Source organism: Roseivirga seohaensis, from assembly GCF_001592945.1.
In the GTDB taxonomy this organism is placed as follows: Bacteria; Bacteroidota; Bacteroidia; order Cytophagales; family Cyclobacteriaceae; genus Roseivirga; species Roseivirga seohaensis.
The window spans coordinates 184835-209204 of sequence record NZ_LRPB01000048.1; the positions used below are offsets into that span (position 1 = coordinate 184835).

At 38.9% G+C, this 24370-nt stretch carries 21 protein-coding genes and 1 pseudogene; 17 read left to right on the forward strand and 5 right to left on the reverse strand.

All coding sequences use genetic code 11. From position 1 onward, the window contains the following. Positions 1–108: 108 nt before the first annotated feature. Genes AWW67_RS15360 through AWW67_RS15375 form a run of 4 tightly spaced genes read right to left on the reverse strand, consistent with a single transcriptional unit; the run spans position 109 to position 6707 of the window. Positions 109–3552: an efflux RND transporter permease subunit gene (locus AWW67_RS15360; protein ID WP_062302806.1), complete on the reverse strand. Its 3444-nt coding sequence runs from the start codon at positions 3550–3552 to the stop codon at positions 109–111. A gap of 24 nt (positions 3553–3576) precedes the next feature. Further along, positions 3577–4719, reverse strand: a complete 1143-nt coding sequence (locus AWW67_RS15365; protein WP_062303173.1) for an efflux RND transporter periplasmic adaptor subunit — start codon at positions 4717–4719, stop codon at positions 3577–3579. 22 nt (positions 4720–4741) lie between these two features. Then, positions 4742–6097, reverse strand: a complete 1356-nt coding sequence (locus AWW67_RS15370; protein ID WP_062302807.1) for a TolC family protein — start codon at positions 6095–6097, stop codon at positions 4742–4744. Next, a complete protein-coding gene (locus AWW67_RS15375; protein WP_141655477.1) occupies positions 6081–6707 on the reverse strand; it encodes a TetR/AcrR family transcriptional regulator in 627 nt (208 codons plus the stop codon). The genes AWW67_RS15370 and AWW67_RS15375 overlap by 17 nt, the downstream gene beginning before the upstream one ends. A 208-nt stretch (positions 6708–6915) precedes the next feature. On the opposite strand from AWW67_RS15375, the gene AWW67_RS15380 reads away from it, so the two are divergent. The 5 genes from AWW67_RS15380 to AWW67_RS15400 all read left to right on the forward strand — a co-directional run bounded on the left by AWW67_RS15380 (position 6916) and on the right by AWW67_RS15400 (position 13059). Next, the gene (locus AWW67_RS15380; protein WP_062302810.1) at positions 6916–7734 is read left to right on the forward strand and encodes an alpha/beta fold hydrolase; all 819 of its coding nucleotides are present in this window, start codon (positions 6916–6918) and stop codon (positions 7732–7734) included. Between the two features lie 14 nt (positions 7735–7748). Further along, positions 7749–8216: a RidA family protein gene (locus tag AWW67_RS15385; protein WP_071387155.1), complete on the forward strand. Its 468-nt coding sequence runs from the start codon at positions 7749–7751 to the stop codon at positions 8214–8216. Positions 8217–8288: 72 nt separating this feature from the next. Beyond that, a complete protein-coding gene (locus AWW67_RS15390) occupies positions 8289–9305 on the forward strand; it encodes a hypothetical protein (protein ID WP_062302812.1) in 1017 nt (338 codons plus the stop codon). Positions 9306–9515: 210 nt separating this feature from the next. Next, a complete protein-coding gene (locus AWW67_RS15395; RefSeq protein ID WP_176700061.1) occupies positions 9516–11375 on the forward strand; it encodes a DUF4139 domain-containing protein in 1860 nt (619 codons plus the stop codon). An 82-nt stretch (positions 11376–11457) separates the two neighbouring features. Then, entirely contained in the window at positions 11458–13059 is a 1602-nt protein-coding gene (locus AWW67_RS15400) for an amidohydrolase (RefSeq protein ID WP_062302814.1), read from the forward strand. On the opposite strand, the gene AWW67_RS15405 is transcribed toward AWW67_RS15400, so the two are convergent. Beyond that, positions 13056–13577, reverse strand: coding sequence for a DUF6155 family protein (locus tag AWW67_RS15405; RefSeq protein ID WP_062302815.1), 522 nt, complete (start codon positions 13575–13577; stop codon positions 13056–13058). The two genes, AWW67_RS15400 and AWW67_RS15405, sit on opposite strands and share 4 nt — an antisense overlap. A 192-nt stretch (positions 13578–13769) precedes the next feature. Here AWW67_RS15405 and AWW67_RS15410 point away from each other — a divergent pair, with 192 nt between their 5' ends. The 12 genes and pseudogenes from AWW67_RS15410 to AWW67_RS15465 all read left to right on the forward strand — a co-directional run bounded on the left by AWW67_RS15410 (position 13770) and on the right by AWW67_RS15465 (position 24201). Beyond that, complete coding sequence (locus AWW67_RS15410) at positions 13770–14171, forward strand: hypothetical protein (protein ID WP_053223286.1); 402 nt, start codon at positions 13770–13772, stop codon at positions 14169–14171. Positions 14172–14232: 61 nt separating this feature from the next. Beyond that, positions 14233–15267, forward strand: a complete 1035-nt coding sequence (locus AWW67_RS15415; RefSeq protein WP_062302817.1) for a sensor histidine kinase — start codon at positions 14233–14235, stop codon at positions 15265–15267. Next, positions 15264–16016 (forward strand): LytR/AlgR family response regulator transcription factor, encoded by a 753-nt coding sequence (locus AWW67_RS15420; RefSeq protein WP_062302818.1) that lies wholly within the window; start codon positions 15264–15266, stop codon positions 16014–16016. The genes AWW67_RS15415 and AWW67_RS15420 overlap by 4 nt, the downstream gene beginning before the upstream one ends. Before the next feature lie 69 nt (positions 16017–16085). Next, positions 16086–16724, forward strand: coding sequence for a carbonic anhydrase (locus AWW67_RS15425; RefSeq protein ID WP_062302820.1), 639 nt, complete (start codon positions 16086–16088; stop codon positions 16722–16724). Positions 16725–17576: 852 nt separating this feature from the next. After that, positions 17577–19244 carry a glutamine--tRNA ligase/YqeY domain fusion protein gene (locus AWW67_RS15430; RefSeq protein ID WP_062302821.1) on the forward strand — a complete coding sequence of 556 codons (1668 nt, stop codon included), beginning with the start codon at positions 17577–17579 and terminating at the stop codon, positions 19242–19244. 222 nt (positions 19245–19466) lie between these two features. After that, positions 19467–20285 (forward strand): agmatinase, encoded by an 819-nt coding sequence (gene speB, locus AWW67_RS15435; protein WP_062302822.1) that lies wholly within the window; start codon positions 19467–19469, stop codon positions 20283–20285. A gap of 436 nt (positions 20286–20721) precedes the next feature. Beyond that, positions 20722–21264 (forward strand): hypothetical protein, encoded by a 543-nt coding sequence (locus AWW67_RS15445; protein WP_141655478.1) that lies wholly within the window; start codon positions 20722–20724, stop codon positions 21262–21264. 12 nt (positions 21265–21276) lie between these two features. Then, positions 21277–21654 carry a DUF3703 domain-containing protein gene (locus AWW67_RS15450; RefSeq protein ID WP_062302827.1) on the forward strand — a complete coding sequence of 126 codons (378 nt, stop codon included), beginning with the start codon at positions 21277–21279 and terminating at the stop codon, positions 21652–21654. A gap of 99 nt (positions 21655–21753) precedes the next feature. Continuing rightward, positions 21754–22032, forward strand: a complete 279-nt coding sequence (locus AWW67_RS15455; protein ID WP_260311485.1) for a TIGR03643 family protein — start codon at positions 21754–21756, stop codon at positions 22030–22032. Then, positions 22029–23129 carry an FAD-binding domain-containing protein gene (locus AWW67_RS15460; protein WP_062302831.1) on the forward strand — a complete coding sequence of 367 codons (1101 nt, stop codon included), beginning with the start codon at positions 22029–22031 and terminating at the stop codon, positions 23127–23129. Before AWW67_RS15455 ends, AWW67_RS15460 begins: the two co-directional genes overlap by 4 nt. After that, a pseudogene (locus AWW67_RS18830) lies at positions 23126–23284 on the forward strand (DUF2256 domain-containing protein). Before AWW67_RS15460 ends, AWW67_RS18830 begins: the two are co-directional and overlap by 4 nt. Before the next feature lie 95 nt (positions 23285–23379). Continuing rightward, positions 23380–24201 carry an AraC family transcriptional regulator gene (locus AWW67_RS15465; RefSeq protein WP_062302832.1) on the forward strand — a complete coding sequence of 274 codons (822 nt, stop codon included), beginning with the start codon at positions 23380–23382 and terminating at the stop codon, positions 24199–24201. The last annotated feature ends 169 nt before the right edge of the window (positions 24202–24370 follow it).

Here is a 24370-nt window from a genome sequence, read left to right on the forward strand (position 1 = left end):
AGCCACCAAATCAACCTTAACTATGATGGTGCCTGAGAAACAGACACCTAAATCACCACATAGTATTTTAAACAAACATCAAGCCAAAGCTCTGTTTGTGTATTTTATCTAGCTTAGAGCGTTTGCTTTTCTTGCTTCCTTCTTCCCTGCTATTCTATACATGAATTTATCGGCTAATAAATACATTGTAGGAACAATAATAAGGGTTAAGAAAGTTGCAAAAGTAAGTCCGAAAATAATCGTCCATGACATCGGCCCCCAGAATACAACGTTATCACCACCAACATAGAAGTCTGCATTATAACTAGTAAACCAACCGATAAAGTCAATGTTTAAACCTACTGCTAGCGGCACCAAACCAAGAATGGTAGTAATAGCCGTTAAGATTACAGGACGAAGCCTAGTTTTACCAGCAAGAATAATAGAGTTTAAAACTTCTTCCATTGGCAAACGATCATCGTCATCTAAGCCCAATTCTCTTCTCCTTCTCTTTCTTGTAAGCTCAATGTAGTCAATCAGTACAATGGCATTATTTACCACAATACCGGCCAAGGCAATAATTCCCACCATGGTCATAATTACCACGAATTCCATATTGAAAATTACCAAGCCCAAGAACACACCAATGGTACTCAAGAACACCGATACCATAATAATAAATGGAGCAGTAATTTTATTGAACTGAGACACAATGATCAAGAAAATGGTAAATACGGCAATCAATAATGCTTTAGCTAAGAAAGCCATATTTTCAGCTTGCTCTTCTTGCTCTCCTGTAAAGGCATAGCTATATCCAGCCGGCATATCGTAATCAGCCATTAACACTTTGAGTTGCTCAGTAATTTCTGTAGCATTTGCTCCAGCCAACACATTAGAACTTAAGGTTACAACCCTGTCTAAATCCTTTCTTTTGATAGAACCATATGTAGAGCCATAACGCACATGAGCAACAGACGAAATAGGTACTTGCACCAATTTACCTGAGTTCTGATTTCTGAAAGTGATATTCTTATTCAACAAAGCATCGATATCGTAACGATAGTCTTGATTCAAGCGAACATTGATTTCATAATCATCCTCCCCTTCTTTGTATTTAGATACTTCCTTACCAAAAAGAGCTGTTCTAATTTCATTGGCAATGGCGTATGTAGACAAACCAAAACGTCTGGCGTTATCACGATCAATATCAACGATTAACTCAGGTTTACCCAATTCTAAAGAGCTCTTTAATTCTTCAATTCCACGAATTCCAGACTCATCAATTTTTTGTTGAATGTCTTCACTGACATGAATTAACCTCTCAAGATCTTCACCAACAATTTCTAAGTTAATTGGCTTTCCTGTTGGCGGACCAGCAGCATCTTTATCAATGGTTAAAGTAACACCCGGCTCTGGCTTGATTTGCGCACGCAAATCGTTCATCACATCAATGGTATTGATATCTCCACGTAGTTTACTTTCAATAAAGTTAACGGTGATACGTGCCTTATGCGGCTCTTCTGATTGACCAACTGCTGTTGGATCGTTAGGATCGGCAGCACCTTGACTTACGTTGGTTGAAACCGACTCTACAATAGTTTCATAAGGTTTAATGATTTCAAGCACTTGCCCCTCAATCTTCTTTGCAAAGTCATTGGTTACTTCAATGTCTGTTCCCACAGGAAATTCAACAAATACGTTTACATATTTAGGTTCGTTTTCAGGAAAGAATAACACCTTAGGCTGGAAGGCGGCAAAAACACCCAATGAAATGAACAAGGCCAAAAATGCACCTCCCAAATAAAGACCGGGGTGTTTTACAGCACTCTTCAACACTCTTTCATAACGCCCCTCTAAGGCTGGTAAAAAGCCTGATTGAAACATTTTAGACAAAGGCCCTAATACATAAATGTTCATTAATGTAAGTGCGCCAATAAGAATTAAGAGGTTGCCCAATGCTGGAATTCCAGCTCCAAGAGCAATAACAAGCCCTACTACAATAGAAATAGAAGACCTAATGATTATTCTCTTGTGGTTATACACTTTCTTCCCATCTAAACTCATGAAAGAAGAGATGAATACGGGGTTAATTACCAAGGCTACAAATAGAGATGAACCCAGCGTAATAATTAGCGTTACTGGCAAATAGAGCATAAACTCACCTATAATACCTGGCCAAAAAGCCAATGGCATAAAAGCCGCCAAAGTAGTAGCAGTAGAAGATATAATAGGCAAAGCCACTTCGCCTACCCCTTTACGGGTAGCCGCCATTGGACTTAATCCTTCTTCCATTAAACGATACACGTTTTCAACTACCACAATACCGTTATCTACCAACATACCCAAGGCCATGATAAGACCAAAAAGTGTCATGGTGTTAATAGAAATACCCAGTAAACCCAGAATCATTAAGGCCATGAACATTGACAACGGAATGGCCATACCCACGAAAAGTGAGTTGCGGGTTCCTAAAAAGAACATCAAAACGGTAACAACTAGGATTACCCCAAAAATGATATTGTTACCCAAACTGCTTACTTGCTCTCTTGTATCTTTCGACTGATCGTTAGTTACAGTTACTTTGGTTGAAGAGGGAATTTGACCACTTGCATAGCTTTCATCAATTAGTTTGGTGATTTTATCGGTAGCGATCAAAAGGTTTTCACCACTTCGTTTCATCACATCCAACTTCACAACCGGATTTAAATCCAATCGTGCGTAGTTCATCTTGTCCTTATAGCCGAATGTAACTGTGGCCACATCTTTTAAATAAACAATGTGTCCATCTTCGTTGCTAATAATGATTTCTTCGATTTGAGCAGGGTCATCAAATTCACCAATTACTCTTACGTTTCTTCTTAAACCATCAGCTACTACGTTACCGCCAGAAAGCGTAAGGTTTTCTGCCGAAATTGCATTTTCAATATCAGTAAAGGTTACTTTTCTAGCCTCCAGCTTAAAAGGATCGACCATTACCTCTACTTCCTTTTCATCAACCCCAACAATATTCACTTTAGAAATCTCCTTAAATTTCTCAATCTCATCCTCAAGATATTCTGCCATATCATTGAGTTCATCGAGTGTTTTTGAAGGATCAGTAAGGTTTAGGTTCAGAATTGGAAAGTTTTCCGAAAAACTAAACTTGATTACACTTGGGTCAGATTTCAAATCAGTGGGTAACTCAGACTTAGCTCTATCCACAGCATCTTTTACATCGATCACCGCATCGTCAACATCTACACCTACTTGAAATTCCACCACAATGGCAGAGAAATCTTGTACCGAAGTAGATTGAATATTATCGACACCTTCAATGGTATTGATTTCCTTCTCCAATTCACGTGTAATCAAGCTTTCGATATCCTCAGGTGAGTTACCTGGGTGCGCTGTACTTACATATACCGTTGGTTGTTCCACTTCGGGGAAACTCTCCTTAGGTAGAGTAATATAAGAGTATACGCCTGCCGCTATAATTATGAGCGTAAGCACGTATACTGTAATTTTATTTCGAATCGACAGGGAGGTTAATCCAAACTCCTTATCAATCACATTTTGTTGATTATTTTCAGCCATAATGCTCTAATTCAGAGGTTAAGATTAATTCTGCACTTTTACAGTTGTGCCATCTGCGATTGAACGATTTCCTTTATCAACAATTACTTCACCGCCCGTCAAACCAGAAAGCACTTCTGTTTCGTGATCGTGAGAGAGACCTAATTTCACATGAACTTTAGATGCTTTATTGGCGGCATCTAACACATAAACAAAGTTACCCTCTAGGTCTTCTTGTATAATTCTTGAAGGAATTGTAATGGCTTCTTCGTTTGTATAGTCAGTTAAACCTAAAATGCTCACAATGTTCACCTTTGCATTAGAAGCTTCGCTTGGTAATTTCACTTCAATAGTGAAAGTTCTACTGGCAGGGTTGATTACATTACCAATGCTTACGATTTTAGAAACGTAGCTCTCGTTCATAGATGGTATTTCAACATCTACATCATCACCAACTTTCACTTTACCTAAATAGGCTTCAGAAACTTCGGCTGAAATGTACATATCACTGTTGCTTACCAAGAATACAATTGGAGAACCTGGTTGAACTACTTCTCCTGCTTTTACTGGCACCTCTTCAATACTTCCGGCAAAAGGAGCTACAATATTGGTTTTACTCAATTGTGTATTTAAGGTTGAAAGTTGTTTTTCAAGCGCTTCTTTGTTGTTTTTAGCAGTCAAGAAATCTACTTCTGTACCAATATTTTTCTTCCAAAGTCTTTCCCTTTTTTCGAAAATGGTAGTAGCATACTGCAATTGATTTTTCACTTCGTCAATCGACTTCTCAAGTTGTTCAGAGTCGATTGTAGCCAACAACTGACCTTTTTTTACCGACTGGCCTTCAACTACTTTTACCGAAGTTAGAAGCCCCATGCTTTCTGCACTTACATACACGTTTGTACGAGACATTACCGTTCCTCTAACCTCGATTTTGTGATCGAAATTTTTCTTTTCGGTTTTAATAGTAGTTACCAAAGTAGCTGCTCCTGAACCGTTGAAAAAATCAGGGTCAGCCTCGGCAATTTCGGCCTCTATGGTTTCAATTTTATTTCTGATTTCCTGAAGTTGAACCCTGGCTTCAGTCAGTTCTTTCTTCTTGGCATCAAGACCTTCATTCTCAGATTTAGGCCCACATGCTGCTACCGTGAGCACAGCAAGAAAAATTGTGGCGATTGATTTAGCTTTCATGTGATTGATATATTTTGAGTTATTAGTTGTCATTGTTTCTTAGTTTACCGAGTGCTTTATCCAAGTCCACTTTTGCAATAATGGCATTGTATAAGGCATTCAAATAGTTGGTTTCTGCTTCTTTATAGTCCTTTTCGGCATTGGTAACTTCTAAATTAGACCCAACTCCTTCTTTGTACTTCTCTTTTGTAATACTGCTTACTTCTTGCGCCAATTCCATATTCGATTCTTGAACCTCTAATTGCTCAAGGCTTACCTCTAGATTTCTCTTGGCATTTTCAAACTCTTGAGTCAAGCTATTGGTCAATAAACCGTATTGATTGTTCAGTGTTTCTAGCTCGATTTTATTACGCTGAATGGTGTATTTTTTTCTTAAACCATCAAAGATTGGAATACTAACATTCAGACCAATTTGAGAATTTGAGAACCATTTTTTTCCGTTGGTTAAATCGCTAAAATCGTTCGAACCAGTATTTCTACCCCAACCTGCATTGAATGTAACTTTAGGTATATACTGAGAAGTAGTATTCTTGATTTGCAAACCAGCCAATTCTTTTAGGTAATTGAGCTGTTGCACTTCTAACCTGTTACCAATACTAAAACCCTCTAATTCAGACTGATCGTATTTGAAGTCCAGCGTTTCTAACTGATCGGAAAGCGTAATTTCCTCCTCTACTGGCATACCCATACTTAGCTTGAGTAAATCTTTACTGGTTTTAACAGCTTGTTCCACTCCACTTCTTTCGGCTAAAAGATTGTTGGTTTGTACCTGAAGCCTGCTTACATCGATTCTTTCGGCAAAACCATTTTCATATAAGGTTCTGGTTTCATCTAAAGTAGTGTTTAAGGTCTCCAAATTAGCATTGATCAAATCAACACGGGTTTGGTTTACTAAAACCAAATAGTATGCTTTAGTTACCTGTTCGATAACATCTACTTCGGCCTTGGCTTTATCTATTATCACTTTTTCTCTAAGCACTTTCGCAGCTTGTAATCCAATAAAGAAGGATCCGTCCCAGATCATTTGCTCTAAACCAACATTCAGGTTGCCAATATGTTGAGCACCAAAACCTACTAAGGTTACACCTTCATCATTTGGATTGCCAGAAATAAACGATGTTGGGATTGGGCTTTTGGCGATAAACAGGTTGTTGGTGTAGTTGAAACCAGCGTTAACCTGAGGTAACCCATCGGCACGTGTTTCAAACACCTGAGCTTCTGCATCAAGTGTAGAAAGTTGCGCATTCTTCACATTCTCATTGTTGATCAAAGCATACTCCAATGCCTTGTTCAGAGAAAATTCAGTTTGAGCTTTTACTGCAATAGCAGGCAGTAAAAGCGCGAGCATAAGCATGTATTTATTAATTCTGCTCTTCATTGTTTTTTGAGTTTGTTGTGTATTGATTAAAAAGTTGGTGACCTTCTATAGTAAAAAGACCATGCATAAAATGATCGAATAATTGCATTTGTATTTCTTCTAAAGTGTATTTATCCCGAGGAACAAGGTTTCCGAGAAGGAATGTCTGAACCTGTTCCATACGCATAATGGCTATAAGCTCAGCATCTATATTTGGTCTAAAAAGACCTTCCTTTTTCCCTCGTTCAATAACACTCATAATAGACTCCTTCATCACATTGCCCTTGAACTCTTCATACATCTTCCAGGCTTTAGGGTAGAATTTCTGGAGTTCATAAAGGAGATTCATTTTTGTATCTCTAATAGAATCGCGAAGGCAAGCAGAAAGCAACACAAGCTCGTGTACTCCATTCTTCCCTTCTTCGGTTAAACCACAGAACCGCTGTGTCTCTGTTTCAAGGTGATATTTGGTGATAGTATTCACTAAGTCACTTTTATCCTTGTAGTATTGGTAAATCGTTTTCTTAGAAATACCCAACTCCTTGGCGATGTCGTCCATTGTCACAGCCCTGATACCAAACTGGGTATACAGCTCTGTTGCCTTCTCTAAAATATTCTCTCTAACATCCATTTCGATTGCAAAACTACGGAAACTTAAAGGTTTTCCAAAGTTTCCTTCGGCATTCAGACGTTTATTTTTAAGGTTTTGTTTAACATTTTTTAAAATTCCGCAAAAAATGCAAGTACTTACGAAAACCCAAACCAAAGATTATTCTACCGAAGTTCTTGTGTTACAATTATGATTCTACCATTTTACAAAAGACACCTAGCTCTAATTGATGTTACCTGAAACACATAGAAATATTACAATTAATCATCACTCTTTAAATTATACCATTTGGAGCGGTGGTAAAAATGTAATGCTCTGCTTCCATGGATTCGGTTTAGATCATTCTTCGTATAAGATCGTTTGGGAAAGCCTAAAAGAGACACACAACATTTATAGTTTTGATTTACCTTATCATGGCACTAGCCAATTTTCTAAGAATGAACAGACACTTCTACCGAAAGACTGGTTGGAGTTTATGGAAAAGTTTTTAATGATTGAGAAAATAGACAGGTTTGAAGCAATAGGCTACTCTATGGGTGGAAAATATGCCATGATTACGGCTGAGCTTTATCCAGACAAAATCAAACACCTCCACTTAATTGCTCCCGATGGCATCACCACTCATTTCTCTTATCGCTTTTCTACTTACCCCTTCCTTTTCAGAAAACTGTTTAAAACTCAAATTAAAAACCCATGGTTCTTCAAAGCTATAGTAAAATCATTGCGCACTTTAAGAATTATGAACAATTACAGCTTGAGGTTTGCGGAAAGCCAAATGGATACCGAGTTTAAACGATCTCAGGTGTATTACTCTTGGGTTAATCTAAGGCACTTTTTACCTAACTTGAAATTATTGGCAGCGCAAATTAACGCACATCGAACTCCTACTACTTTCTACATTGGCAAACACGACAAGGTGATTGATTCGAAAACCATTGAACCATTACATAAACTTTTGCCCGATAGTGAATTGGTAATGTTAGAAAGTGGACATAGTAATCTATTGACTTCGGTGGCTAAATACCTTGAAACGAAAAATCAGCTTTAACACATCAACCCATTATGAAAAACTACACCTTCCTACTTCTAAGCCTATTTTTAGCCAGTTGCAGTACTCCTTCAGAAACCACCACGGCAGCAAAAAGTCTTGAGTATTATCAGTCAGAGTCGATGAAAACCTTAGGCCTACCTTTTTCTGACGCAGTAATTGTAGACGACATCATTTATTTATCAGGGCAAATTGGCAACCTTCCAGGCACTTTGGATTTAGCTCCGGGAGGTTTACAAGCAGAGGCAAAACAAGCCATAGAAAACATAAAGGCCATTTTAGAAGCCAATGGTTCTTCACTTAATGATGTAATCAAGGTAACTGTAATGATGGCCGACATTGACGAATGGGGAGAATTTAACCAAGAATACATCAAATACTTTACTGCGGAAAAAAAACCAGCCAGAAGCGCTTTCGGAACCAGTGGTTTAGCATTGGGCGCGCGACTTGAAATTGAGTGTATTGCGCTCAAAAGAAAATAATCCACTATTAATCAGTTGCGCTCAATAACTTATCCAAAACCACTTCGTTAGTTTTTCATAATTTTTCAGTACATGAATTTTTCCACCCGCTCAATACTCACCATCACTCTCTTTGTTTTCAGTCATTTTTATTGCCTTGGCCAAAAAAAGGAAGTAACTGACCGAAAAATTTATGAATACCTCGATCAGTATTCTCCAGAAAGCTCAGAAATGCTTCGGCTACTATATAGCCTACCCTCTAAGTATGAACTGAATGGGGTAACGATGAACCTCACAAAAGAACAATCTCCCTCCTCCTGGGTTTCTGATCATTCTGAAAAAGGTATTCTGAAAAGACTCAATACGGTGGTGCATGAGTCTATGCACGGATTAACTTCAAGATTACCATATACTTTACTAAAAGAACGAGGCGATATTTATTATAATTTTAAAGATGATTACTCCGCTTTTTATGTTAACAAAGACTCTTCCTTTCTGGTAAAACACAGCCCCGTTTTTAGCAGTAATGAAATCAGCAATGAAATTCCCAAAGCCTTAAGGACCTTTAGATTCAGACCGTATATCGCCCCAAGGAATAAAATATTAGGTAGCCAGGCCCATGGAATTTACGGACTGACAGATGAGTGGAATGCTTATTATTTCGGTACCAAAACCGCCCTAAATCTTTTTGATTATTATAAATCAAAATCCGATCAAAACTACGAAGTCTATCTGGAATACGTGAGCAATATTGCTGGCACTTACTATGCCTATTATGAATTCAAGTACTTTATTCTTAAATACTTAGAGTATGCCAAATCGAACGAAAAAGAAGTTTATGATGGCATAATTTCCAATTACGAATTTAGAAAAGCTTTTACTTCCATTGATGATCGTTTCGCTGATTTGCTCCGCGAATTCGGTGAGCGTTTGGATGAAATCGCGATTATCACAGAACAAAATACGGGAAACCGTGCCTATATAGAAGATGGTTATTATTTTATTAATGGAAATGGTATTGGACTTTTTACGGAAGAAGTCGAAATGCTTAAAGCCGAATTAGAAAAGCCCAATTTAAAGACTTTGGAGTTGGCGTTAAGGGTGGAATAGCTTTTAAATTAATATGTCTCTATCTCAATAGTTGCTCTTTTTTTTTGAGTTGGCACATTGCACACATAAGGGTTTGTCTCTAGCTATATTGTTAAAGAGATACGGACGGCCGTCCACATTATTTTTTTGAGTATCCCTTTATGGAATCCCTCAAAGCTGAGCATCATTGAGTCAATGAAGTTCAAATACCTTAAACTAAACGCTAATATTATGAAACTCTCAGCATTACTTTTAGTAATGTTCATGGCTGTTCAATTCAGTCATGGACAATCCACCATCGAATCAAAAATCAAGTCTGTAGAAGTTTACACCAAGGGAGCAGAGGTGAGAAGAACCGCAAAACTGTCACTTAAAAACGGTAAGAATGAATTCAAGATTTCTAACCTTTCATTCAACTTAGACCCCAAAACAATTCAAATCTCTGGTGAAGGCTTTACCATCCTATCCGTTCGACATGAACTTGATTATTTAGTACAAGAGAATAAACCAGACTTGGTAAATCAATTGCTAAATCAATCTGACGCTGTTTCAGATTCCATAAAATACATTGAGCTTGAAATCAGCATTCTACAAAAAGAAATGACCTTGTTAAACCAGAACCAAAAGATCATTGGCGATCAGGGTATTCAAAATCAGGATTTTAAAAATGCTGTAACCTATTTTACAGAAAGATTCAAAACCCTTTCAAAAGAAGAATTCAACCTTAACCTAAAAAAAGGAAAGCTTAACGAGAAGCTAATGCAGATAGGCTTACAACTTGATTCGTATTCTGCTCAACAAAAAAAGCCCTCCTCCAATATTTTCCTTACCATCAGCTCCGATAAAAACCAAACGATACCCATTGAAATTAGCTATGCAGTAAGCGAAGCAGGGTGGTTTCCTGCTTATGATGTTAGAGCCAAAGACAGCTCTCAGCCGCTGTCTATCACCTATAAAGCACGTGTTTATCAGAACACTGGAATAGACTGGAAGGATGTAAAATTAAGAATTGCATCTGGAGATTTGGAATCCAGTGGAACAGCACCAGAACTAACACCATATCATTTAGGTGGTACAAACACCTACTTCAATGGAAGTAAGGGAATCAAGCAAGTTCATGGGTATGTACTTGATTCAGAAGGCTTACCTTTACCAAGTGCTTCTATATTTGTGAAAGGAACTACCCTTGGCGTTACTACTGATAATAATGGTTTCTATAGTATTCAAATCCCCAATGGAAACACCCCTATACTAACCTTTAGGTTTCTGGGTTTTGTTACTCAAGAAAAACCAGTTACTCAAGAAAACATCAATGTTCAAATGAAGGCCGATGTTACCGAAATGGGTGAAGTAGTAGTAAAAGGTGTTAATTCTTATTCTGACCGGCTTTCTGGACAAGCAGCAGGTATTCGCATTAGAGGAGTTGGGACTATTAAAGAGGAAGAAAAACCACGGTCTATTCCTATTAGTTACATTAACTACCAAACTAACTTTGTATATGATATTGAAATACCCTACAATATTCCATCTACAGGAAAACCAGAAGTGGTAGACATGCTTACTAAAGAAGTAGAAGCTCAATTCATGTATTCCACAAGCCCAAAAGTGAAAGAGACGGCCTATTTGGTGGCCATGATCAAGGACTGGACAGATTTGAAATTACTAGATGGGGAATCAAATCTTTATTTTGAAAATCGCTTTGTTGGCAAATCAATCATCGATACTAATGTGGGCTCTGATACTTTGAATGTCTCACTTGGAAAAGATGAAGGCATTGTCATCAACAGAGAAAGACTTAAAGATTTTGAAGAAAACAAGTTTTTCAGCAATAAGAAAAGAGAAGAAAGACATTTCCGAATTACGGTAATGAATACCAAGTCAAGCGAAGTGAGTATTTCGATTTATGATCAGATTCCAATCACCACTAAAGACAATATAAAAGTTAATGTTATCGAAATTTCAGGTGCTGAAATAAACAAAGAAACAGGTTTACTGATCTGGAAAACACAACTAAAACCAGGAGAAAAGCGAGAATTGACTTTAAAGTACTCTGTTGAATATCCAAAGGAAATGGATTTAGAAATTAACTAATCACATAAAACCAACTTTAACTCTTCATGAAATTGATTATTTTGGAAGAACTGAAAATCAACAGCTTCCAAAATAATCAACCATGAAAAGACCATTAACTAGTAAATTACTCCTGTGTATTGCGCTATTTTTTACGAGCAGTTTCGCCTTTGCACAAAAGAAATACTCCGAAAAACAGATTGCCAAACTCAAAACTGAAGTTGCTCAAATTGTAGAAGACAACCACAAGCAAACACAGATAATGATCGATAAGATTTTCAGCTTTGCTGAGCTCGGTTTTCAAGAGTATGAATCTTCTAAATACCTTACAGGCATTTTAAAGGCCAACGGCTTCGAGGTCGAGGAAGGAGTTTCGGGAATTCCTACCGCATGGTTTGCCACTTGGAAACAAGGTGATGGCCCTACGATTGCTTTGGGAAGCGATGTCGATAACATTCCAAAAGCATCACAATATCCGGGAGTTGCTTATCACAAGCCCATGGTAGAAGGCGCACCAGGTCATGGCGAAGGCCATAATGCTGGAATTCCATTGAATATCACGGCCGCTCTTGCCGTAAAGCAGATTATGGAGCGCGAGGGCATTGAAGGCACACTCATTTTATGGCCAGGAATTGCCGAAGAATTGGTAGCCGCTAAAGCTTGGTACACCCGCGATGGCCTGTTTGACGATGTAGACATTTCAATCTTCACCCACGTAAGCAGCAACCTTTCCGTGTCATGGGGACAAGCCTCGGGTACAGGACTTATCTCCGTTGAATATACTTTTGATGGTGAAGCTGCTCATTCTGCAGGTTCGCCTTGGCGAGGAAGAAGTGCCTTGGACGCAGTTGAGCTAATGAGCGTAGGCTGGAATTACAAACGCGAACACCTCACTACTTTAAAACGCTCTCACTCCATAATTACCGATGGTGGCGATCAACCCAATGTAGTACCTTCAAAAGCTTCGATTTGGTATTATTTCCGCGATGTAACCTATGAAGGCATAATGGAGATGTATGCCGATGCCAACAATATTGCCAAGGGTGCGGCTTTGATGACAGACACGCAAATGAGCTCAAGAATATTGGGCACCGCATGGCCGCGTCATTTTAACAAAACCATAGCCGAAACCATGTATGAAAACATCAAGCAAGTGGGTTTACCCACCTGGAGTGAAGAAGACCAGGCTTTGGCTAAGGCAACTCAAGCAGAAGTGGGTTCTGAACCAAGAGGATTGAGCGTAAACCTTTCTAGCTTAGGTATGCCTGTAAGAAGCCCAGTAAGCGGTGGTTCAGACGACATTGGGGATGTATCATGGAAAGTTCCTACTGTAACTTTGCGTTTTCCTTCAAACATTCCAGGTTTGCAAGGTCACCATTGGAGCAATGCCATTGCTATGGCCACTCCAATTGCTCACAAAGGCGCTACTGCCGGGGCCAAAGCCGAAGCCATGACCATTATGGATTTTCTTTTAAAGCCAGAATTGGTGACTCAAGCATGGGATTATTTTAACAATGTGCAAAGCAAGGAAACGCAGTACAAACCCATGATTTCGGCCAGCGATGCCCCTCCTATTTACCTAAACAAGAAAATCATGGATGAATTCCGTCCGCAATTGGAGAAATTCTACTATGACGAAACAAAATACGGAAGTTACTTAGAGCAATTGGGTGTTACTTATCCTACGATTAAGAAGGGGAATTAAGGCAAATCAGCCAGTTCACCCAATTTGATTTCAAAAGCCGAAGCGTTGAACCAATTCTGCACTTCGGCTTCTTCCAATATTTTATTCAGCCGCTCCCAATAAATGCCTTTCAACCCATTCCTTAAGATAAATTCAGAAGCTTCCTCATACGAGTTGTAAATACTCTTAAAAAAAGCTTCCTGTTTTACTTCCTTTCTGGCATTAAAACGCATGGCGGTTTCGATATTAAAGAGCATGAAATCCGCTAAAAGTGAAGGGTCTAATTCTAAGGTTATAAAGTGCTTTATCGCTTTTTGCGCTACCGACCTTCGTGCTTTGGGCTTTCGTTTGGTTTGAGGAAAATACTCTTTGAGCACCTTCTGTTTTGCTTCATCTATTAATTTATCTTCTTTGGGGTTGAACACAAAGTTATAGTAGCTGCGAACAGGCAGAAATTTATCATAAAGCTCCAGCACCTGTGTTTCAAGCTCATCTTTTTTTAATGACTGTAAATACTTAACAAGCGCACGCTTACTCATTTATCCTCCTGTTGGTTTTTAGATTTTGCTAAGGTATCAATTATTCAAAAAGCATTGGTCGCCAATCTGTTTCGCGAAGCTACAGCTCAACTATTTCCTTCAACAACTCAGCCCAATTCTTCGACAACCCACCAAAAGCCATATTTCAATATTTATACGAATGATTAAATATGCATAAAAACGCCCCTAATCATGAAAAGAACATTATCATTATTCGCCATACTCCTTTTTGCAGGCTTAGGAAACCTAAACGCTCAAAACCTTGAAAAACCAAGATCTGGAAACGAAATCCGTTTAAAAGATTACACAGTAACCGTAGCTCAAGGTGAAGAAATCGACCTACAAATGTGGGTGGTAAAAGCAAAGAAATACAATCTCGTTGTTGAAGCACCAAAAGCTTCTGCTAAAGAAGGCATCCACTTTACCTTCGAACAACAAACTGAAGTAGAAGACCCTTTGACTTACGACATGAAAGTAAAAGTAGACGCATCGACTCCAGTAGGTGATTATTTATGTATTTTAAAAGTACCTGGCAAAGGAAGAAGTGCTGTAACAGGTTCTACCATTAAAATTAAAGTCGTTCAAAACGACTAAAAAATTCAGAATTCAATGAAGCCCTTTTGTTTACACTTAAGGGCTTTTCTTATATTGAGCCATGTCTAAAGGAAAGGTATATGGATTAAGAATAGCAATAGGGCTTTTGGTCTTTATGTTCTTCAAAATCACCTCTTATAAACTTTCCGAATGGGGTACATCCACCTTTGTATCCATGGGTAGCACAGTAATTACGGTACTCATTGTTTTCGAGATTATTGGCTACACTGGTAAATACCTGATTAAGCATTATAAAAACAGCCTTACTTCGTACCGCACTCTTGGTATGTTCTATTGGGGAAACTGCCTTATCACTGCTCCTTTTGTAATTGGTGCTGCAGCCTTTCATACCGAAGTCCTTATTCCTGCTTTTCCTTGTACTACTTGTACTGCCGAAATATCATTGGCCACTACCATCGCGCAAAGCTTGGTGCTTTCATGGTTAATCATTTCCGCAAAATCTTTTATGATTTATGTAGAGTACACTAAACGTTCGGAACATGAAAAAGACATCCTACAAAAAGAGCTTGCGCTTTCTAAATACGAAAGTCTAAAAGACCAAATTGAACCTCATTTCTTATTCAACAGCTTTAGCGTGTTGACCGCAGTTATTGAAGAAGACCCAAAATTAGCGGTAGACTTTGTTTCTCGACTTTCTAAAATATACCGGTATTTAATGGAAAACACCTCCCAATTGGTGTTACTGAGTACCGAACTTGAATATTTAGAACACTATGTTTTCGTTTTGAAAACAAGGCATGGCCAAAGCATTAATGTGAATTACAATTTGGATGCGGGAGCTGCTCAAATACCAATTTTATCGCTTCAAATGTTGGTAGAAAACGCTTTAAAGCATAATTACTTTTCGAAAGAAAACCCACTCACCATTAACATCTATACGGAAGGCACTGACTTTTTAGTGGTAAGCAACAACTTGAACAAACGACCTAACTTAGAAAAAACCACGCATTTAGGTTTAGAAAACATTAATAAACGTTACGAATTACTGCTCAATAAAAGCATTGATATTCAAGAAAACGCAAATAGCTTTACGGTCAAGCTTCCATTAGTATCTCAACTGAAAGCCGAATCATGAAACTGGTTATTATTGAAGACGAAGAACTTTCGGCCAAGCGTTTGGCTAAAATGATTACCGAAATCGTTCCGAACGCTCAGATTTTAGCCAAGCTAGAATCTGTCAGTGAATCATTGATTTGGTTTAAAGAAAACCCTAAACCCGACCTCATTTTCCTGGACATTCAACTGAATGATGGTACCGGTTTCGATATTCTGAATGCGCTGAACGACTACCCTAAAATCATTTTCACTACCGCTTATGAACAATATGCGCTCGATGCTTTCAAACACAACAGCATTGATTATTTACTGAAGCCGATTGATGCTACGGAGCTAAAAAATTCATTTAAGAAACTTGAGAATATTAAGGCTACCGAAACCCTTCAATACAAAGAAAACATCGACAGCTTAAAGGCTCAGTTTTCATCTGGCTTCCGTGAAAGGTTTCTAGTTAAAATTGGCCCGCAGTTCAAAAGCATTACCACCAACGATATTAGATATTTCTTCTATTCCGATGGCCTCACCTACCTTCAAACTGAAGAAAGCGCCTTGCCGATTGATTACACTTTAGACCAACTGAAAGACGAATTAGACCCTAAACTCTTCTTCAGAATCAACCGCCAATTCATTATCAAAATCTCTAGCATCAAGGAAATTCACAGCTATTTCAATAGCCGGCTATTACTCACTCTGAGCCCAGCTTTTAAAGAAGAAGTAATAGTAAGCCGTGAACGGGTATTAAATTTCAAAATTTGGGCTGGAATGTAAGTCTTCTGTACTCTATTTTTGTTCAGTTGATTTACGTATTCCAATTTCAAAATACTATACCTTTAAAGCATGGCTGACCAGTACAAAGCATTACTCGAAGGAAATAAACAGTTCATCCAGAACATCACCAAAGTCGATCCCGATTTCTTTTCAAAGCTATCGCATCAGCAAAAGCCAGAATTCCTATGGATTGGCTGTTCCGATAGTAGAGTGCCCGCCACTGAAATCACCAACACTACTCCAGGTTCTATTTTCGTAGGTAGAAATATTGCCAACGTAGTCGTTAATACCGATCTCAATTTACTAAGTGTAGTGTATTATGCTGTCAAAGTATTGAAGGTGAAACATATCATTGTTTGCGGCCATTATGGCTGTGGAGGGGTAAAAGCCGCCATGTCGAATGAGAGTTTTGGCTTTTTAGACAATTGGTTACTCAATTTAAAAGACATTTATAAAAACCACAGCAAAGAACTGAACGGTATTCAAGATGAAACAAAAAGGTTTGACCGCTTTGTGGAATTGAATGTGATAGAGCAGGCAAAAAACTTGGCCAAAATATCCTTTGTACAGGAAGAATGGCAAAAAGGTGAATTTCCCTTTATCCACAGTTGGGTTTACAGTTTGAAAGATGGAAACATTACAGACCTAGGATGCTCTTTCAACTCAGCCGAGGCGGTGAATTCAATTTACGGATACAACCAAGAATAACTCCAATAGATTTAGCTTAGTCCAAACGAAAAAGACCGCCTGGCAGCGGTCTTGATCTGTATTTTTACAAATACCCCCAAAAACAAAAGCGGGGGACGAAGATTCGCCCCCACTTGCCATGAAAAGGCCGTGGCTTTTTCACAACATCAAGTTACTGTTCAAGCCTTTGTTCTTCATTTATTGGCCCAAGCTATAAACAAAAAACGCTGTCTTCTTCAGCTTCGTCCGTTGCCAGCACCTAGTGCTAAGACGGTTTAACGCAGCTTTGCAGTCTTTTTATAAGGTTCAGTCTAAGAAAGAACCAAGCCGAAAAGATAAGGGTGAACCCTGTATCTTTTCCAATTTCTGCTCACACACCCAAATGCGCTCGCTTCTGAATTGGACTTTGGTGTATGCTCTCGCATTTTCCATCAGTTAAGCTGACTGTTTCAGATCATCTTTTTCAAGAATAACCCTTTCGCGTACATTTTTTCCGGGCTTCCCCCGAAGAGAGACTGAAAACTAGTTTCTGACTTTTATCCCTCACTTGATATAACTAAGATACTCTCCTTAACTTTACGCTCAAACTTTGTAACTCATTAGTTTTCAACAACTTTCCCACCTCTCTATCCACGGGGTTATACACTGAGTTATCCACGATTTTCAAGCTAAGTAACTGTAAGTCAGAAACTCAAGCTAAATAAGAGAACCCTCCAAAAGTTGAGGTATCTGTTGTATCAGGAATTATTGAATTCATCTGAACAATGAATAAGAACTTTTGGAGGGTTTTTTAAGAAAGGATAAGCGGATTTTTCAATCCCTTCTGAATGCTTTTTACTAAACTTGCACTTTAAACTTTTGAATACAGGAAAAATGAGTGAAAAGGACCCAAAAGAGTCGCTCAACTTTATTGAGCAAATGATTGAGAATGATCTAAAATCAGGAAAAAACTCATTCGTCCAGACGCGTTTTCCTCCTGAGCCTAATGGTTACCTCCACATTGGTCACGCCAAGTCGATTGTATTGAATTTTGGCCTTGCCGAAAAATACAACGGCAGCTGTAACCTTCGTTTTGACGACACCAACCCTGAAAAGGAAAGTGAAGAATACGTCAACTCTATTAAAGAAGATATTAAATGGCTAGGCTACACTTGGTCGGACGAGGCGCGCTATACTTCCAATTACTTCGATACGCTTTATGAATTTGCCGTAAAGCTGATCAAAAAAGGAAAAGCCTATGTAGACGATCAATCGGCTGAAGAAATTGCAGCGGGTAAAACGAACCCGACTATTCCTGGCATAAAAAGCCCTTTCCGCGATCGTTCGGTAGAAGAAAACCTTGATTTATTCGAACGCATGAAAAATGGTGAGTTCGATGCAGGAAGCCATGTGCTTCGCGCTAAAATCGATATGGATTCGCCCAACATGCACATGCGCGACCCTATCATTTATAGAATTAAAAAAGTAACCCACCACAATACAGGTGATGCTTGGTGTATTTACCCGAATTACGATTTCGCCCATGGCCAATCCGATTCGATTGAACATGTTACTTACAGCCTTTGTACACTTGAATTCAGAGACCATAAGCCTTTGTACGATTGGTTCATTCAAGAATTGGAGATTTTCCCTTCTAACCAAACAGAGTTTGCAAGGTTGAACCTAAGCTATACCATCGTAAGCAAGCGCAAGCTTTTACAATTGGTAGAAGAAAAGCATGTAACGGGCTGGGATGACCCAAGAATGCCCACCATTTCTGGTTTTAGAAGGAGAGGTTATACCCCTGAATCGATCAAAAACTTCGTTAAAAAAGTGGGTGTAGCCCGAAGAGATGGCATTACCGATGTAGCGCTTTTAGAACACAGCATCCGCGAAGATTTGAACAAAAAAGCCAATCGGGTTTTTGGTATTCAGAAGCCACTAAAAATGGTGATTACCAACTGGCCAGCGGACAAAACGGAAATGATGCAAGCCATCAATAACCCTGAAGACGACACGGCTGGAACCCGCGAAATGCCATTTACGCGCGAAGTCTATATTGAAAGCAAAGACTTTATGGAGGAACCACCTTCGCCTAAAAAATTCTTTGGCTTAGGGCCCGACAGAGAGGTGCGTTTGAAATACGGTTACATTGTAAAATGCACAGGCTTTGAAAAGGATGCGGATGGCAACATTACCGAAATTCATTGCACTTACGATCCTGAAACCCGTAGCGGCAACGATACCAGCGGCAAAAAGGTAAAAGGAACTTTGGGTTGGGTTTCTGTACCTCACGCTGTACCAGCTACTTTACGTTTGTACGACAGACTTTTCCGTACCGAAAACCTGAACAGCATTGACGATGATTTCTTGAATCACATCAATCCTGATTCGCTGACCGTTGTGGAGAACGCCATGCTAGAGCCTTCGATTAAAGATGCACAAATAGGCGATATTTTCCAGTTCGAAAGACAAGGCTACTTTGTGGTAGACAGAGATTCTACCCCAGAGAAGAAGGTCTTTAACCGAACAATTACGCTAAGGGATAATTGGACGAAGTAGTCGTTTAGTGTTTAGTCGAAAACGGCAAGCACTGTAGACAAGGTTTAAAACAATAGGATTATTTATCTGGATAGTTTGAAATTCAATTACGGAGTGTGATTCAGAAATTTGAATACAGAAGCTGTATCCTTATCGTTTCTTTTCCTGACGAAGGAAGGATCTAACATTTCGAAAAATTCATAACAAAAGCACGATATTCCGATTATCGTGCTTTTTTTGTGTATGTCCATTTCAAGAACTCCAGTAAATCAGTTAAAACCAGGCCAAATTGCTTTGATCGGTTTGCCTTTTGATCAAAACTCATCCTTTTTGCAAGGCCCGGCCAAAGCGCCTGAGCTAATCATTCAGGCCTTAGAATCCGATTCGGCCAATTACTTTACTGAAAACCTGACCGACCTTAACGAGCACCCAAAACTGGCTTCGTGCGGAAATGCTGAGCTCAGCCAATACACAGACATTGAGCAGCGCATTGACGAAGTGCTCGCGAAAGGCGCCCTCCCCTTTTCTTTGGGTGGCGATCATTCTGTCACTTTTCCTGTGGTGAAAGCTATAGCGAAGAAGCATCCCAAGCTCAGCATTCTTCATTTCGATGCTCATGCCGATTTATATGACGAACTGGACGGCAACCGATATTCTCATGCTTGTCCTTTTGCTAGAATTATGGAGGGCAATTATGCCCAACACTTGACCCAAGTGGGCATTCGAACTTTAAACGCCCACCAAAAGGCCCAAGCCGAAAAATTCAATGTGCATATGATCCAAATGAAGGATTGGAAAGCGGATATGAAATTTGAGATTGAAGGCCCCGTTTACCTTTCTTTTGATATGGATGTGCTAGACCCTGCTTTTGCCCCCGGGGTATCGCATCACGAACCGGGAGGTTTTTCTACCCGCGAAGTACTGACCATGATTCAAAACCTCAACCTCAATATCGTAGGCTGCGATGTAGTAGAATACAACCCCGACAGAGACCTCAATGGCGTTACCGCCATGGTAGCCGCTAAAGTGGTGAAGGAGTTGATAGCGAAGCTTTTAAAATGAAAAGGTATACTAAAAATATTCTAGGATTGATTCTGCTAGTTTTCATGCTCAGCAGTTGTCATAATACCCTATACAGAAATGGGGCACTAGTCAAAAACCTAAAAGAAAATTATTCTTATGATTCTCCAAAGATCGATGTTATGCTTTTCCCCAAAGAGATTTTATTGAAGTGTGAAGCTCACCATCGAAATAAGTTAAAAAAGCATGACACACTTGAACTTAAAAGAATCAGCCTAGTAGAGTATCAGAACACTGAATACACTCTGATAGAATACGATTTCAAAGAGGTTTTTGACTCTAGACTGGTCTATATTTGGGATCATAAAAAGAATAAATTAATCGGCTATTTTTACAAATCTCTAGCGTAAGGTTTATAATGACATTCAAACTACTTCTACTGCTCATCCTTCTGTCAGCCTCCCTACATGGACAAAACATGACTAATAGTATTGGAGTAGTCACTATATCAGATGATTTTGACAATTCAGATCATACTATAGAGTTTCTTAATGATGACGGGTCCGTATGGAAGGCCGTCAACCTCTTTGATGAATCGAAACCAATAGAGGATTTAATGATCATTGCTCTTCATCCAGACTACTTCCTGTATAAAATAAGGTGCAAAGAGAGAAATTCAGAGTATTTTAGAGTAGTAGTCAATGAAAAAACAGGATTAACAAAACGTATGTTAATATCCCCAAAACTAAAGCTTCAAACTTGGGAAGAGTATGTATTAGATGTATTCACAATTGGTTTCAATATCTCAGAAAACCCAGTTCTTGACAAAATAAATGGAGTTCCAGTGAGTAAATCACCAGCCAAGAATCTGTTTCTTTACCCAAAAGAAGTTAAAGGTGAATGGATGAGGATAATCTGGACGGACTCTAACTACCCAACTGATAATTCAATCAACTGTTCAGGTTGGATTAAGTGGAAAAAAGGGAATCAAATAATAATAAGTCTTCATCATCTTTCATAGACAACTGACCAAATGCCCCTCAACACCACCCTCCCAAAAACCCTTACCCCCTATTTTAAAGCGGAATTGCAGGCCTATGCTATGGCATACAAGACTGGTGATTTAACCAAAGCTTGGGCGCATTTGGAAAGGGCGCATATTATTGGGCAGCGCTATCCTTTTGCGCATACTTTCGTGCATTGGAAAATGCTTCAGTTTGGATTTCGGATTAAAAGCGGAAAAGAAGTGATGGGGCAAATTCCACGTTTGCTGGTGGGAGGCGTAAAGTCGTTTGTGGGGAAAGTGCCTGTGGGTAATCCCGGTGGCGCTAACGTACCACCCATGAAACCCTTCCCCATAGAAAAAGACATTCAGGATATTTTTATTAAAACTGGCGTTTACCAAGCCTAATGGGTTGAAAGCAACGATTGCCAAAAAAAAATTAATCAGCTCAAAACATTCAAGTTCATTTTTTGATTGTCAAATTTTAAAGCATCAAACACTTTAAGCTTGAATAATCTCAGTACAGAAGATAAAGACCGTATAATTGAAATGGCTTGGGAAGACAGAACCCCTTTTGAGGCCATTGATTTTCAGTTTGGAATGCGTGAAACAGAAGTGATTAAACTCATGAGAAACACGCTTAAACTGTCTTCTTTTAAGCTTTGGCGAAAACGAGTGAATACCGGCACAAGCATTAAGCACTTGAAAAAAAGAAATGCCGAAATAATGCGATTTAAGTGCACCAGACAGCGCAGCATTTCCAATAATAAGATTTCAAAAAGATGAATTTCCCAACTTCATTACCTGAAATTGAAGCCAGAATTCATAATCTATCAATTGAGGCTTACGGTAAAACACGAAACTATAAAAACGGGGCTGTTAGCTATTTAAGCCCCTATATTTCTAGGGGAGTAATATCTACCAAACAGCTATTTGCACATGCCTTAAATCAAGATTTAAAATGGTGGGAAAAAGAAAAATTTGTTCAAGAACTGGCCTGGCGTGATTACTGGCAGCAAGTATGGATTGCCAAAGGTGATTTAATCAATAAAGACCTAAAACAGCCACAATCCAAGGTGAATAATCACCTGATTCCAAAATCTATTATTGATGGCAATACTGGTATCGAAGCAGTTGATGAAGCCATTGAAACGCTAAAAAAAACGGGCTATATGCATAATCACATGCGCATGTATGTAGCAAGCATGGTTTGTAACTTAGCACAATGCCACTGGTTAGCCCCCGCCCAATGGATGTACGGGTATTTACTCGATGGTGATTGGGCGTCTAACGCACTAAGCTGGCAATGGGTGGCTGGGGCAAATGCGAATAAAAAATATTACGCGAATCAAGAAAACATTAATCGTTACTTTTTCACCAATCAAAAAAACACCTTTCTTGACCATGATTATGAGTTATTGCCAGAATTAGACATTCCATATGCTTTATCGGAATTAGCAGGTTTTGACCACCACCTTCAACTTCCTCAAACAAGAAATTTGATTATTGACAACAGCAAGAAAACCCTCATTTACAATTACTATAATATTGACCCCAACTGGCATAAGGATGAAGGTGTGAACCGAGTTTTCTTAATTGAACCAGCCTTTTTCGAAGCGTACCCCATAAATCAAAAGTGCCTAAACTTTGCAATAAATCTCACTTCCAATATCCCAGAAATTCAAATCCATGTTGGTAGTTTTGACTCCCTAAAAGAGGTGGTTGATCCAACAAAAATTATTTATAAAGAACACCCTACAAACCTAAGTTACACAGGTACTGAAGAGCCACGAGATTGGATGTTTGAATTAAAGGGCTACTTTCCTTCCTTCTTCAACTTTTGGAAAAAGGCTAAGAAACAAATTGATCATATTCCAAAATGAAAAAGGAATTTCTTCCACAAAAAACATGTCCTGTTTGCCAACTCACTTTTTCTTGGTGAAAAAAATGGACTAAAAACTGGGAGTCAGTGACTTACTGCAGCGAACGCTGCCGAAGAAACAAGGCTAACATTTCTGAAATGACGACAGAGACTTAAGTAACCTATGCCTGCTGCCATTAAAAATATCATTATACTAAATAGCCAATACTACTTTTAAAACCATATTTTTGGTGCGAACTGGTGACGGTAGTATGACCACAAAACTCGAAATAAAAGACAAGACTGCGCCCATCGACAGCATTAAGATTTCCCCTTTCAGGAAGAATATCCGTAAAACCACCCCACACAAACACAACAGCTATTTCGAGATTATCTTTCTCACGCAAGGTTCAGGCACGCACACCACAGACACGCAAAAATTCGACATTGTTCCGCCCATTGTTTTTACGGTGCACAAAAAGCAAATTCACTTTTGGAATATCGAAACGGAACCCTCAGGCTATGTGCTGATTATCAAAAAACAGTACATCGATAACTGCTTGGACAAGGAAATCAAACAACTTCTGGCCAAGTTGAGCGCTTATCCTTGCCTTTACCCCAATCCTCAATCGTTGGAACCGCTCTTCGAAATTCTAAATCAGGAATACCAAGAAAACGGCTACAGCCAAAAACCAGTAGTGGACGGATTACTCAAAGCCATTTTGGGTAAACTGCTACTTTCTGCGAAAGCAGAAAAAGCCAGTGAAAGCAATAAAGCAAGCGATTTTCAGCATTTTAAAGAGTTGCTCAACCAAGAAAATCAGTTAACGAATAAGGTAGCACACTATGCTAAACTCCTGCACACCACGCCCCAAAACCTGAATGCCATTTGTAGGAAAGAAGCCCATCAATCGGCCACAGAGATTATTTCGGAACACATTATTAGTGAAGCTAAACGCCTATTGCTCTACACGGACCTTACCGTAAATGAAATTTCGCACAAGCTCGATTTCAAAGACAATTCACACTTCACCAAATACTTTAAAAGACATACTGAATTAACACCCAATGCTTTCCGTAAGGAATTGCTTTAGGATTGAGTTAGGTTGACCTACCTGCTAAAACTCTCCAAAAGTTCTTGTTTATAATTCAGAAGAGCTCATTAACCCTTGATCATTATCGGTCAGCAACTTTTGGAGAGTTGGTTGACTCAGGTTGAAAAGACCACAGCCTTTTCAAATAGACCATTTTATTAATCATGCC